The organism is Antarcticimicrobium sediminis (genome assembly GCF_004348975.1).
Taxonomy (GTDB): Bacteria; Pseudomonadota; Alphaproteobacteria; order Rhodobacterales; family Rhodobacteraceae; genus Antarcticimicrobium; species Antarcticimicrobium sediminis.
The window spans coordinates 108951-121430 of record NZ_SMFP01000001.1 but is presented as its reverse complement, the minus strand read 5'-3'; the positions used below and the strand labels follow the sequence as shown (position 1 = coordinate 121430).

Below are 12480 nucleotides of genomic sequence, written 5' to 3'. Positions count from 1 at the left end.
TTTTTGCGGACCAGCCACCTTGCCCGCATGTCGGGGCTGGTCTATCACCCACATTCAATTCACGCAGTATTGCAGGACGTCCCATGCGCGCCGAGACGCAGAACACCGTTGCCGAGATCGAGAAATCGCTGGACCTGCTGGCCCAGCGGATGAACCATGAGACCGCGCAGCACCGGCTGGAGGAATTCAACGCCCGCGTTGAGGACCCCAACCTGTGGGACGATCCGCAGGCTGCGCAAGCGCTGATGCGCGAGCGTCAGATGCTGGTCGACGCGTTGGAGATCTATGACACGATCAAGCGTGATCTGAACGACAATGTCGAGATGATCGAACTGGGCGAGATGGAAGAGGACGACGAGGTCGTTCAGGACGCCGAAGCGGCGCTTAGCGCGCTCCGGGACAAGGCGGCTCAGAAAGAGCTGGAGGCGCTGCTGAACGGCGAGGCCGACAGCAATGACACCTTCCTTGAGATCAACGCCGGGGCCGGCGGCACCGAGGCCTGTGACTGGGCGCAGATGTTGCAGCGGATGTATGTGCGTTGGGCCGAAAAACGTGGCTACAAGGTCGAGTTGCAATCCGAGGAAGCGGGCTCTGAGGCCGGGATCAAATCCTGCGCTTACAAGATTTCGGGACATAACGCCTATGGCTGGCTGCGATCGGAAAGCGGTGTGCATCGGCTGGTCCGCATCTCGCCGTTTGGCAAGGGGACGCGCGAAACCTCTTTTGCCTCGGTCTGGGTCTATCCGGTGGTCGATGACAATATCGATATCGACGTGAACCCCGGTGATATCCGTATTGATACTTACCGCTCCTCGGGCGCGGGCGGACAGCACGTGAACACCACCGACTCGGCGGTGCGGATTACCCACCATCCCACCGGCATCGTGGTGACCAGTTCCGAGAAATCGCAGCACCAGAACCGCGACATCGCCATGAAGGCGCTGAAATCGCGGCTGTATCAGCTGGAACTCGACAAGCGCAACGCCGATATCAACGCCGCGCATGAGGCCAAGGGCGATGCCGGTTGGGGCAATCAGATCCGCTCCTACGTGTTGCAACCCTATCAGATGGTCAAGGATCTGCGCACCTCGCATGAGACTTCGGACACCAAGGGCGTGCTCGACGGCGATCTGGACGGGTTCATGGCCGCCACGCTGGCAATGGACGCTGCCGGAAAAAGCCGCGCCGAGGCCCAGGGCGAGGGCTGATCCCCGCGCGGGTTGGGAGGAGCCGCTAAAATATGTGGCTCAACAATATGTTTGCTTGATTTCGGGCAGCGGCTAGGCTGACGTCGAACCGACACCGAAACAGGCACCTCATGACTTTGACCCGACAAAGCGCCAGCACGATTCTGGCCGATCTTTCCTCTGGGCGGCTTTCTGCTGCCGAATTGATGCAGGCCACGCTGGCGCGCATCGCAGACGTCAACCCGCAGCTCAATGCCATCGTCGCCTTGCAGGATGCTGATGCGCTGATGGCGGCCGCGCGTGCCGCCGACGCGGGGCCGTGGCGCGGGCCGCTGCACGGGCTGCCGGTCGCGGTCAAGGATCTGGCCGATGTGGCCGGCCTGCCTACGACCAAGGGCTCGCCCCTGTTGGCCGATTTCGTGCCCAAGCGGGACGAGCTGATCGCGGCGCGGATGCGCGCGGCGGGGGCCATTTTCATCGGCAAGACCAATGTGCCGGAATTCGGTCTGGGATCGCACACCTTCAACCCGGTCTATGGCGCCACGGTGAACCCCTATGATCCGACGCTCAGTTGCGGCGGGTCTTCGGGCGGGGCGGCGGTGGCGCTGGCCACCGGGATGCTGGCACTGGCCGACGGCTCTGACATGATGGGCAGCCTGCGCAACCCGGCGGCATGGAACAACGTCTATGGCTATCGTCCAAGCTGGGGGCTGGTGCCGTCAGAGCCTTTGGGCGACACCTTTCTGCACCAGTTGTCGACGCTGGGCCCGATGGCGCGCAGCCCGCAGGATATCGCGCTTTTGCTCGATGTGATCGCCGGGCCAGATCCGCGCCAGCCGCATGGGATGCGTCACGAGCCCATCGCACCGCTGGAGCCTTGCGATCCCAAGGGGCTGCGCATCGGCTGGCTCGGCGATTGGGGCGGGGCCTATCCGATGGAGGCGGGCGTGATGGAGTGTTGCGAGGGCGCGCTGCGCAGCTTTGAGGCGATGGGGTGCCATGTTGAGGCGCTGGCGCCGCCCTTCCCGGCGGAAAAGATCTGGGACAGCTGGACCACGCTGCGGTCGTGGCAGGTGGGGGCCGGGCTGGCGCCGATGATGGAACAGCCCGATCAACGCGCCCAACTTAAGGACAGCGCTCGCTGGGAGGCCGAGCGCGGCATGGCTTTGAGCGCGATGGAGGTGCACCGCGCCAGCGTCCTGCGCTCGGACTGGTTCAAGCGGGCGGCGGCCTTGTTCGAGGACTATGACGCGCTGGTGCTGCCATCGGCGCAGGTCTGGCCGTTCGACGTGGCGCAGCCCTATCCGACCTCGATCGCGGGGCAGGAGATGGATACCTATCACCGCTGGATGGAGGTGATGATCCCGGTGAGCTTGCTGGGGCTGCCCTGTCTTGCCGCACCGGCGGGGTTTGGCGCGCAAGGGGTGCCGATGGGGGTGCAGATCTTTGGCCCGCGCGGCAGTGATGCGCGGCTATTGGCCTTGGGGGCGGCCTATCACGAGGCGACCGGTTGGCCACAAAAGGCACCGGCGATGTAACGAAATAACAGGGAGGAGGATCAAAAGGGATGGAAAAAAAACATGGCGTACCGCCGCTGCGCCCGATGACGGGGGCGATGCTGCGTCAGGCGCTGGCTTGCGGCTGGCGCGATATGCGGCGCGCACCGCTTTGTGGGCTGGTCTTTGCGGCGTTCTATGTGCTGGCGGGCTGGGCGATGATCGCGATCACCTGGTCCACGGGAACCACGTTCTGGCTGGTGCTGGCGGCGATCGGATTTCCGCTGATCGGACCGTTCGCGGCGGTGGGGCTTTACGAGGTGTCGCACCGGTTGGAGCATGGTGAATCGTGGCGGCTGGGTGAAATCATGGGCGTGGTGGTGCATCAGAGCCGCCGACAACTGCCGTCGATCTGCGCCATCATCGTGGTGGTGTTTCTGTTCTGGTTCTTTCTGGGCCACATGATCTTTGCCCTGTTTCTGGGGCTTTCGACGATGACCAACATCACCTCCTCGCTTGAGGTTTTTCTCAGCTGGAACGGGATCGAGATGCTGAGCGTCGGCACGCTGGTGGGGGCGCTGTTCGCGCTGTTGCTTTACATGATCACGGTGCTGGCGCTGCCGCTGTTGCTGGATCGCGAGGTGGATTTTGTCACCGCGATGATCACCAGCTTTTCCTATGTGCAACAGAACCCGGTGCCGATGCTGGCTTGGGGCATTTTTGTCGCCGGGCTGACCTTTGTCGCGATGGTGCCGGGCTTTCTGGGGCTGCTGGTGGTGTTGCCGCTGTTGGGCCATGCGAGTTGGCATGTCTATCGGCAGGCGCGCATGACCGGGGCGGCGCAGACGGCGGCGCCCTGTGCGGAGACGGCCTGAGCGCGGGCAGGGCGCGGGGAGAGGGCCCGTCAGGCGCTCTCCCGGCCCGCCGCAACCAACTGCGCGCGCAGGGCCGGGGCGTCGGCGTGTCCCGCCTCCAGCGCATAGATATAGGCTTGGGTGAGGAAAAAGCCGCGCGCCTGATCCTCTTCGGCGCTGTCGGCGGCCTCGAGATATAGCGGCACCAGCGCCGACTGATCGCCCAGCGCATGGGCGGCCAGAAGACGGGCATCAAGATCGCTCACTGTGCCGCCTTGGCGGTGCTGCGATGCGCCTCGATGCGGGAGGCAACCCAGTCGTGGAACAGATGCGTCGGCCCGTCCATCACCGGCGAGAACCGGCCACCGTCGAAACCGGGGGCGTGGCGGCCTGCCTGCATCCCCTCGACGACAAAGATGTCCTCTTCGAACACGGCTTTCCACAGGGCGGTATTCTGCACCCGCAGGGTCGCGTCAGTCTCGGGCGTGGCGTAATAAAGATGCGCCTGTTCCACCGTGCGCTCGCATGCGGCCGGTTGCAGCACGATGGCAAAGGCATGGTCGCGATGCACCCCCATCAACACGTTGGGATAGACCGAGACATATTCGGCGGCGGTGTTCCAATCGTCGGACAGCCCGGCGAAATCGGGAAATCTGCGGTCCTTCTCGTCGCTCAACTGGCGATAGACTCGGGTGCCTTGCCCCGAGAACCGACCCGGTGCCTCGATGTGATAGTGATCCTCCAGCCGGGAATAGCTGTTGAGCCCGGGGTGAACCCAGGGCAGGTGGTAGCTTTCGCAATAGTTTTCCACCGCCAGCTTCCAGTTGGCCTGCACCTTCAGCGTGAACATGCTGTCTGCTCCGCCGTGATACAGGGGCTGATCAAAACCCGCCCAGCGGGTCATCAGGTCGCCATGCACCTGTTCGAACGGGGGGGCGTCGCCGCTGATGTTGATCCAGACCACGTCGCGCCAGATATGGCTGCGGACCTCCAGCAGAGCGAGGGTGGATTTGTCGATGCCCGCGTGGCTGTTCTGGCCGGGACCGCCTACATGCGGGGTGGAGACCAACCGCCCATCGGTGCCGTAGCACCACGAATGATAGGGGCAGCGGATCGCGCCCTCAACCCGGCGCGGTTCCGGGATCAGGATCATGCCGCGATGGCGGCAGACGTTCTGAAACACTCGCACCAGCCCCGCGCGGTCGCGCAGTAACAGCAGCGGTATGCCAAGGAAGGTGATCGGGCGGGCATCGCCGGGCTCTGGCACCTCGGCGGCGACAGCGAGCCCGGCCCATTGCCGCGCCAACAGCGCCGTGCCCTCTTCGGTAAAGAGGGTGTCGTCGGTGTAATGGGCGTTGGGCAGGCCGTTAGCCTGCGCGATGGGGCGCCGGACGGCGGACAGATCGGGGCCTGTTGTGGTCATGGCTGTCTCTCCCTTGTGGTGACATCAGCCCAACCGCATTGCGGGCGTGCGTCCGCCATCACAGCGACAGGAGTTTTCCCAAAACGACAGATCCGGCAGAAAAATGCGCCTAGCGAAAGGGCTCGTCGATTTGCAGCAGGCGTTTGTGAAAGGGCAGCAGGTCGTCGGCACCGTGAAACCCGCTGCTGCGCGCTGCCGCCAGTATCGAAGCAGAGTCCTGAGCCAGATACTCAAACGCCATCCGGGTGATCCGTGCCGTGGTCACGGTTTCACGTATGGTGCGGGTGGAATAGCCAACCCAGAAATTGTTCTCGAACGAGGGTACCCGCGACAAGTAGTTGAAGGAACAGGTCATCACGTTGTGACGCGCGATGACAAACGCGATGCCATCCTCCTGCCGGGTGACATAGCCGCGATATTCTCGCGTGCGGGCATCACTGGGCAGCCCCTGCTGGCGCATCGCCTCTTTCGGTTCGAACCCACGCACAAAGGTCATGCCGTCGTTGCGCAGAACATGGATCAGGCCAACGGAAAACTGGGACTCGTCGATGAAACTGCGCCGGGAAAAACGATAGAACCCGCTTGGAAAGCTCTCTTCCGGGACGCGCACGGCGGCCGCGCCCATGAAATCGGCGAGGTATGGGCTGTTGAGAACCTGCGTGGTGCGGGTGAGGGTTTCGACCGGTTCCAGCAGGATGCGCGCGTCGACGTCGAAAAAGGTACAGATGCGATCCAACACATCCGGACGCGGGAAGCTTTCGCCCGAGAGATACCGGTTGAGCTGCGTCCGGTTGATCCCGAGGCGCCGCGACAGGTCCGATACTGACGGATAGGCCCGGGACAGGACCTTCAGGTTGGTGCCAAACATGTTGCGCACGTCCGGCGGAGAGCGCGAAGGTCTATTCATTCTACAATGACCTGTTTCAAATCGGGACCGCGCCTGCGCGCAAAATGCGCTGCGGTCCTTGAGAGAGTAGCATGATCTGCACGAAAAATCAGCAACTGTATCTGGCTCGACCAGATCTGACGCCAACTGGCGTCAAAAATCACGGAAACGGACACCATAAATGAGGCGGCACAACTGCCGGGCTGGCCGTCCTTCCGCAAGATTACGGAAACGTCAGAAGACGGAAAAAAGGACGTTTGGCGTGGTGTTCTGGTGTGTCTCGGGCGGGGGCAAGGCGGTGATCTGGTGCGAGGCGCACGGTGATCTGGCCTGTTTGCCACCCCCGGACGTTTTGCCTGACAAGGGCACGCGGTAGGGGGCAAGGTCCCGTCTTGGATCCGGCGCGGGGCGAGCGCCGGATCGGATTTTTCGGGAGGGGGCGCGGCTGAGCGTTACTCGCCGCGCAGTAGGGCGGCAACGCCAGTGCGCGCAACCTCGGTCAGACCCAGCGGGCGCATCAGATCTGCGAAGGCGTCAATCTTTTCCGGGGCGCCGGTGATCTCGAAGACGAAACTTCCAAGCGTGCTGTCGACCACGCTGGCGCGGAAGATGTCGGCGAGCCGCAGGGCTTCGACCCGTTTTTCGCCATCGCCCACCACCTTGAACATGGCCAGCTCGCGTTCGACCGAGGGGCCATCGACAGTCAGGTCATAGACCTCGTGGACCGGCACGATACGGCCAAGCTGGGCCTTGATCTGTTCGATCACCTGCGGCGTGCCGGTGGTGACGATGGTGATGCGGCTGAGGTGGCCGGTATGGTCAACCTCGGCCACGGTCAGGCTTTCGATGTTATAGCCGCGCCCGGCGAACAACCCGATGACACGGGCCAGAACGCCCGGTTCGTTCTCGACCAGAACGGCGAGCGTGTGCTTTTCCTGCACGTCGGAGAAGGTGGGGCGCAGGTTGTAGGCGGAATGCTTGGTCGCGCCTTTCTTGATGTGTAGGGCAGACATGTGGTCCCTTTCTGTCCGTTTTCGCGTTTGGGTAAGCGCGGTGCTTCCCGGCGAAACCCTTTGATATATTGCGGTTAAACCAGCACCGAACCTTTGGAATCGATCACACCCTGCGTCTTGGCCATGCCCAGAAGCATTTCATTGTGCGCCTTGCCCGATGGGATCATCGGGAAGCAGTTTTCATGCTTTTCAACCAGACAATCAAAGATCACCGGCCCGTCATAGGCGATCATTTCCATGATCGCGTCATCCAGATCGGCCGGGTCCGAGCATCGGATCCCCTTGGCGCCAAAGGCCTCGGCCAGTTTGACGAAATCGGGCAGGGCTTCGGACCAGCTTTGCGAATAGCGTTCGCCATGCAGCAGCTCTTGCCACTGGCGCACCATTCCAAGGCGTTCGTTGTTCAGGATGAACTGCTTGACCGGCAGGCGGTACTGCACCGCGGTGCCCATCTCCTGCATGTTCATCAGCCACGACGCCTCGCCCGCGACATTGATCACCAGCGCGTCGGGATGCGCCTTTTGAACGCCGATCGAAGACGGGAACCCATAGCCCATGGTGCCAAGCCCGCCAGAGGTCATCCAGCGGTTGGGCTCTTCAAAGTTCAGGAACTGCGCTGCCCACATCTGGTGCTGGCCAACCTCGGTCGTGATATAGCGGTCGTGTCCCTTGGTCAGCTCTTCCAATCGTTGCAGCGCGTATTGCGGTTTGATCGTTTTCTCGCTGTCCGTGAAGGCAAGGCAGTTGACCTTGCGCCAGTCGCTGATCTGGGTCTGCCATTTCGCAACAGCCGACGCTTCGGTCTTGCGTCCGCGCGCTTTCCAGACCTTCAGGATATCTTCCAACACATGGCCCACGTCGCCGACGATCGGGATGTCGGTCTTGATCACCTTGTTGATCGACGAGGGGTCGATATCGATATGGGCCTTGATCGACTTCGGGCTGAAGGCGTCAAGGCGGCCGGTGATCCGGTCATCAAACCGGGCCCCGATGGCGATCATCAGATCACAGCCATGCATGGCCATGTTCGCCTCGTACAGCCCATGCATCCCCAACATGCCCAGCCAGTTCTTGCCCGAGGCGGGATAGGCCCCCAACCCCATCAGGGTCGAGGTGATGGGAAAGCCGGTGGCATCGACCAGTTCGCGCAACAGCTGGCTTGCGGCGGGGCCGGAGTTGATCACGCCGCCGCCGGTATAAAACACCGGTTTCTTAGCCTTTTCGATCGCGGCCACCAGTTCGGTGATCTCTTCCAGATCGCCCTTGACCCGGGGCTGATAGTGCGAGGTCATGGCTTTCGGGCCGCTATAGATGCCGCCAGCAAACTGCACGTCCTTGGGAATGTCGATCAGCACCGGGCCGGGGCGGCCACTGGTGGCAACATGGAAGGCCTCGTGGATCGTGGCGGACAGCTTGTTGGTGTCCTTGACCAGCCAGTTGTGCTTGGTGCAGGGGCGGGTGATGCCGACGGTGTCAGCCTCCTGAAACGCGTCCGAGCCGATCATGAAGGTTGGCACCTGTCCCGTCAGCACGATGATCGGGATCGAATCCATCAGCGCGTCGGTCAGGCCGGTCACCGCGTTGGTCGCGCCGGGGCCAGAGGTCACCAGCACCACACCGGGCTTGCCGGTCGAGCGGGCATAGCCTTCGGCGGCATGGACCGCGCCCTGTTCGTGACGGACCAGAATATGGCGGATGTCGTTTTGCTGGAAGATTTCGTCATAAATCGGCAGGACGGCACCGCCGGGATATCCGAATATCGTATCCACGCCCTGATCCCTCAGGGCCTGAATGACCATCCTCGCTCCGCTCATCTCACGTGTCATCTGCTTTGCTCCATCCGCGACATCGCTTGCATTCGCCAGCATATAAATTTCATCAGCGCAAAAAAAAGCCCCCGGTTGAACGAGGGCGCATGGGACAGATTATGGTCTACCGTTACCGGCCCATGCGCATGATTCCTACAATTACGACTAGTCTGGCCATGGCCATAGGCTCCTTTTGCTGCGGTGCAGCTTATGTGCAGGGCCAAGGGGCGTCAACCAGCAAGTTTGTGGAAAAGATGCGTCCGGGGGTGAATTTGGGATATTTTATTTCTCCAGCCGTGGTCACGAGGGACATTTCCGGGAAGATCCGGGGGCGGGGAGGGTGCGCGCGGGCTATCAGAATCCGACGCCGGTGCCTTGCAGTACCCCATGTTCGAGCGCATAGCGCGTCAACCCGGCGGTGGAGGAGATGCCGAGCTTGCGCTTGATGTTCTTGCGGTGGGTTTCGACCGTACGCACCGAGATTTCCAGCGCCTGCGCCACCTGTTTGTTGGATTTGCCCTGTGCCAGTTGCAGCAGGATGGTCTGTTCGCGCCCGGTCAGCGGTTCGCGGCCATCACCGGTCTTGGGTTCAAGCGACCCCTTGGCGCCGGTGCACAGATAGCGTTCGCCGCGCATCACGGTGTCGATCGCCTGTTTGATCTCGTCGGTGGGCACGTCTTTCAGCACATAGCCAACCGCGCCATGGCTCAGCGCCGAAGATATGTATTCCGGGCTGTCATGCATCGACAGGATCAGGACGCGCGCGCCGGGGGCCCGCTCCAGCAGGATTTCGGTGGCGCTGAGGCCGCCGAGCCGGGGCATGTTCAGATCCATCAGGATCACGTCTGGGCGCAGCGCCTCGGCCTGTTCGACTGCCGCCTGACCATCGCCAAGGGTGCCGACCACCTCGATATCGTCATAGCTTTCAAGAATCGACTGAATGCCCTCGGCCACCATCGGGTGGTCATCGACGATCAACACGCGGATCGGTGCGGTCATGTCTGGGCCTCCATCTTGGGAGTGGCCGCGTCTTCGGGCGGCAGCAGGTGGCTGAGCGGCAAGTTGGCTTCGATCACTGTGCCCCCCTGCGCGCTGCGTGATGACAGAATTTTCAGTGTCCCGTCAAGCTGTTCGATCCGTTCCTGCATGTTGCGCAGGCCCAGCCCCGGCCCGGCGGCGCCCGGCGGGGTTGCCAATCCGCGCCCGTTATCGGCGATGCGCAGGGTGGCGCCTTTCTTGTGCCCCCGCAGATCCATCGTGACCTTGGACGCACCGGAATGACGTTCGACATTGGTCAGCGCCTCTTGGGCAATACGATAAAGCGCGATCTTGGCGTCCTGATCCAGCCGGTTGCGAAACACTACGGTGGTAAAACTGGTCCGGATACCGGTGCGCTCCTGAAAATCCTCGGCCAGCGCCTTGATCGCCGGGCCAAGACCCAGATCGTCCAGCACACCGGGGCGCAGATCGCGGCTGATCCGGCGCACCTCGGTGATGGCGCTGCCCAGATAGCCAATGCCCTTGTCGAGCGGCACCCCGGCGCCGTCATGATCGCCGCGCTGCAACCGGCGGCGGGCATTGTCCAGCGCATAGCGCACCCCGACCAGAATCTGGCTGATACCGTCATGCAATTCGCGCGCAACGCGGCCGCGCTCTTCCTCCTGGGCATCGAACACGCGTTGGGTCAGTTTCTTGAGCTTGGCATCGGCAAGCCGGCGTTCACGGATATTCACCACCATGCCCGAGCCGAAAACCAACAGCAGCGCGGCCAGCGTGATCGAGATGATATAGGAATAGGTGCGCTGCACCCGGGCCTCGACCTCGGCGCGCGACGCGGCGACCTGGGCCAGCACGTCATCTATGAACACCCCGGTGCCCACCGCCCAATGCCAGTCCTGAAGCCCCAGCACATAGGTGACCATGCGGGCCTCTTGCCCGGTCGAGGGTTTCGGCCAAAGGTGTTCGTGCCATCCCGCCCCCTGCCGGGCGATGTTGATGAACGCGTCAACGATCGGGGTGCCTTCGCTGTCGCTCAGCCCCGCCCAGTTCTGATTGATGAACTCGGTCTGGCGTGGCGACACCAGATTGGTGCCGTCATAGTCATAGACAAAGAAGAACCCTTCGTCGCCATAGATCATCGCGGCAAGGATCTGCAGCACACGTTCCTTGGAGCGTTCGTCGTCCGGCGCGGCGGGGCCGTAGATGAAGTAGAAAGCGTTGCGCGCCTGGGTGACATAGTTGCGCAGCTCGGCCTTCTTGGCCTCCAACAGCTTGTTTTCGAGCGCGTGGATCTCGCTTTCGGCCAATTGCCGCGCCTGGCTGGCGACCAGCACCGAGATCGCGATCCCGGCCAGCAACAACGGCACCGAGGCCAGAAGAAAGATCTTCTGTCCATAGCTCAGGGAGAAGGTATCGCGCAGGCGTCTCATGCCCCGACCATCGCCTGTTGAGATGGGCGAATCAATGGCCCGCTGTGTCACGGCGGGGCGCAGGTGTGCGGCGTATGTTGTGCAAACATATACCGATTTCCCTATTTATGCTCAGAATTTGCGCAGAGACTACGTACAACTAGGTATTTCGCTCTGCAAATCTTACGGCTAACTTGCGTTCACCTTCCCCGTGTCAAGGCGCGGGGATTGAAGAATGTATCCAAATGGGAGGAAACCGAAATGGATCGTCGTTCTTTTTTGAGAACATCCGCACTTGGCGGCTCGGCTGCTGCTGCAACCGCACTGGCCGCACCGGCCTATGCGCAGGGCAAGCGTACCCTGACCATGGTCTCCACTTGGGGTCGCGGTTTGGCGGGCGTCCATGACAGCGCCCAGTACTGCGCTGACACCATCACTGCGCTGACCGGTGGCGATCTGACGGTCGAGCTGAAAGCGGCTGGCGAACTGGTTGGGGCGTTTGAGGTGTTCGATGCGGTGTCCGCCGGCCAGGCCGACATGTATCACGCCGTGGATTACTATTTCCTCGGCCAGCACCCGGCGCTGTCGTTCTTCTCGCAGGTGCCGTTCGGCATGACCTTCCAGGAATTCAACAACTGGTACTATCAGGACGGCGGGATGGCGCTGGCGGACGAGCTGTATTCCATCTTCGGTCTGAAATCCTTTGCCGCAGGCAGTACCGGCCCGCAGTCGGGTGGTTGGTTCAACAAGGAAATCAATGGCCCCGAAGATTTTCAGGGTCTGAAATTCCGGATGCCCGGCCAAGGCGGTCAGGTGCTGGGCAAACTGGGCGCCAGCGTTCAGAACCTGCCGGGCGCGGAAGTGTATCAGGCGCTGTCCTCGGGGGCGATTGACGGCACCGAGTGGATCGGTCCCTGGGCGGACGAAAAGGCCGGTTTCCAGGAAATCACCAAGACCTATTACACCGCTGGCTTCCACGAGCCCGGCCCGATCTTGACGCTGAATCTCAACCTCGATGTCTATGAAAGCCTGACTCCGGCACAGCAGGCGGTGGTCGAGCAGACCGCGCGCGCCTCGAACATCTGGACGATGTCGCTGTTCATGGCCAACAACTCGGCCGCGCTGCAGCGTCTGCAGGCCGGTGGCGTCAAGGTTCTGGAATTCCCTGACTCGGTCTGGGATGCATTCGGCGCCGCAGCGAAAGAGGTCATCGAGGCCCCGATGGATGACGAATTCTACAAGAAGTGCTATGACAGCTACATGGCGTCGATGACCCGTTCCGCCAGCTGGATCAGCCGGTCTGAAGGGGCGTATTCGAACCAGCGGAACCGCGTTTACGGCATGTGATCTGACACGATCATTCAAGGATGTGCCCCCGCAATCGGCGGGGACACATCCACAGCTG

11 protein-coding genes are annotated in these 12480 nt (G+C 62.1%); 4 read left to right on the top strand and 7 right to left on the bottom strand.

Translation table 11 applies throughout. The annotated features are described in order from the left end of the window. Positions 1 to 83 precede the first annotated feature (83 nt). From prfB to E1B25_RS00545, 3 genes are all read left to right on the top strand, one after another. Positions 84 to 1208 carry a peptide chain release factor 2 gene (gene prfB, locus E1B25_RS00555; RefSeq protein ID WP_132826734.1) on the top strand — a complete coding sequence of 375 codons (1125 nt, stop codon included), beginning with the start codon at positions 84 to 86 and terminating at the stop codon, positions 1206 to 1208. 77 nt (positions 1209 to 1285) lie between these two features. Then, entirely contained in the window at positions 1286 to 2725 is a 1440-nt protein-coding gene (locus tag E1B25_RS00550) for an amidase (protein WP_280960239.1), read from the top strand. A 29-nt stretch (positions 2726 to 2754) separates the two neighbouring features. Further along, positions 2755 to 3558 carry a DUF2189 domain-containing protein gene (locus tag E1B25_RS00545; protein ID WP_132826732.1) on the top strand — a complete coding sequence of 268 codons (804 nt, stop codon included), beginning with the start codon at positions 2755 to 2757 and terminating at the stop codon, positions 3556 to 3558. 29 nt (positions 3559 to 3587) lie between these two features. On the opposite strand, the gene E1B25_RS00540 is transcribed toward E1B25_RS00545, so the two are convergent. The 7 genes from E1B25_RS00540 to E1B25_RS00510 all read right to left on the bottom strand — a co-directional run bounded on the left by E1B25_RS00540 (position 3588) and on the right by E1B25_RS00510 (position 11096). Next, complete coding sequence (locus tag E1B25_RS00540) at positions 3588 to 3803, bottom strand: hypothetical protein (protein WP_132826731.1); 216 nt, start codon at positions 3801 to 3803, stop codon at positions 3588 to 3590. After that, positions 3800 to 4960, bottom strand: a complete 1161-nt coding sequence (locus tag E1B25_RS00535) for an aromatic ring-hydroxylating oxygenase subunit alpha (protein ID WP_132826730.1) — start codon at positions 4958 to 4960, stop codon at positions 3800 to 3802. The genes E1B25_RS00540 and E1B25_RS00535 overlap by 4 nt, the downstream gene beginning before the upstream one ends. Before the next feature lie 109 nt (positions 4961 to 5069). Further along, complete coding sequence (locus E1B25_RS00530) at positions 5070 to 5867, bottom strand: helix-turn-helix domain-containing protein (RefSeq protein ID WP_206338486.1); 798 nt, start codon at positions 5865 to 5867, stop codon at positions 5070 to 5072. Positions 5868 to 6298: 431 nt separating this feature from the next. Further along, positions 6299 to 6859, bottom strand: a complete 561-nt coding sequence (gene ilvN / locus E1B25_RS00525) for an acetolactate synthase small subunit (protein WP_132826729.1) — start codon at positions 6857 to 6859, stop codon at positions 6299 to 6301. Positions 6860 to 6933: 74 nt separating this feature from the next. Next, a complete protein-coding gene (locus E1B25_RS00520; protein WP_132826728.1) occupies positions 6934 to 8685 on the bottom strand; it encodes an acetolactate synthase 3 large subunit in 1752 nt (583 codons plus the stop codon). Between the two features lie 336 nt (positions 8686 to 9021). Then, the gene (locus E1B25_RS00515) at positions 9022 to 9666 is read right to left on the bottom strand and encodes a response regulator transcription factor (RefSeq protein ID WP_132826727.1); all 645 of its coding nucleotides are present in this window, start codon (positions 9664 to 9666) and stop codon (positions 9022 to 9024) included. Then, positions 9663 to 11096, bottom strand: a complete 1434-nt coding sequence (locus E1B25_RS00510; RefSeq protein ID WP_132826726.1) for a cache domain-containing protein — start codon at positions 11094 to 11096, stop codon at positions 9663 to 9665. The genes E1B25_RS00515 and E1B25_RS00510 overlap by 4 nt, the downstream gene beginning before the upstream one ends. Positions 11097 to 11336: 240 nt before the next feature. Here E1B25_RS00510 and E1B25_RS00505 point away from each other — a divergent pair, with 240 nt between their 5' ends. Further along, entirely contained in the window at positions 11337 to 12422 is a 1086-nt protein-coding gene (locus E1B25_RS00505) for a TRAP transporter substrate-binding protein (protein ID WP_132826725.1), read from the top strand. Positions 12423 to 12480: the final 58 nt, after the last annotated feature.

Excerpts from the sequence above, each read along its gene's own strand:
- E1B25_RS00535 (WP_132826730.1), bottom strand. The coding sequence starts at position 4,960 with ATGACCACAACAGGCCCCGATCTGTCCGCCGTCCGGCGCCCCATCGCG.
- E1B25_RS00520 (WP_132826728.1), bottom strand. The coding sequence starts at position 8,685 with ATGACACGTGAGATGAGCGGAGCGAGGATGGTCATTCAGGCCCTGAGG.
- E1B25_RS00545 (WP_132826732.1), top strand. The coding sequence starts at position 2,755 with ATGGAAAAAAAACATGGCGTACCGCCGCTGCGCCCGATGACGGGGGCG.
- prfB (WP_132826734.1), top strand. The coding sequence starts at position 84 with ATGCGCGCCGAGACGCAGAACACCGTTGCCGAGATCGAGAAATCGCTG.
- E1B25_RS00505 (WP_132826725.1), top strand. The coding sequence starts at position 11,337 with ATGGATCGTCGTTCTTTTTTGAGAACATCCGCACTTGGCGGCTCGGCT.
- E1B25_RS00515 (WP_132826727.1), bottom strand. The coding sequence starts at position 9,666 with ATGACCGCACCGATCCGCGTGTTGATCGTCGATGACCACCCGATGGTG.
- ilvN (WP_132826729.1), bottom strand. The coding sequence starts at position 6,859 with ATGTCTGCCCTACACATCAAGAAAGGCGCGACCAAGCATTCCGCCTAC.
- E1B25_RS00510 (WP_132826726.1), bottom strand. The coding sequence starts at position 11,096 with ATGAGACGCCTGCGCGATACCTTCTCCCTGAGCTATGGACAGAAGATC.
- E1B25_RS00530 (WP_206338486.1), bottom strand. The coding sequence starts at position 5,867 with ATGAATAGACCTTCGCGCTCTCCGCCGGACGTGCGCAACATGTTTGGC.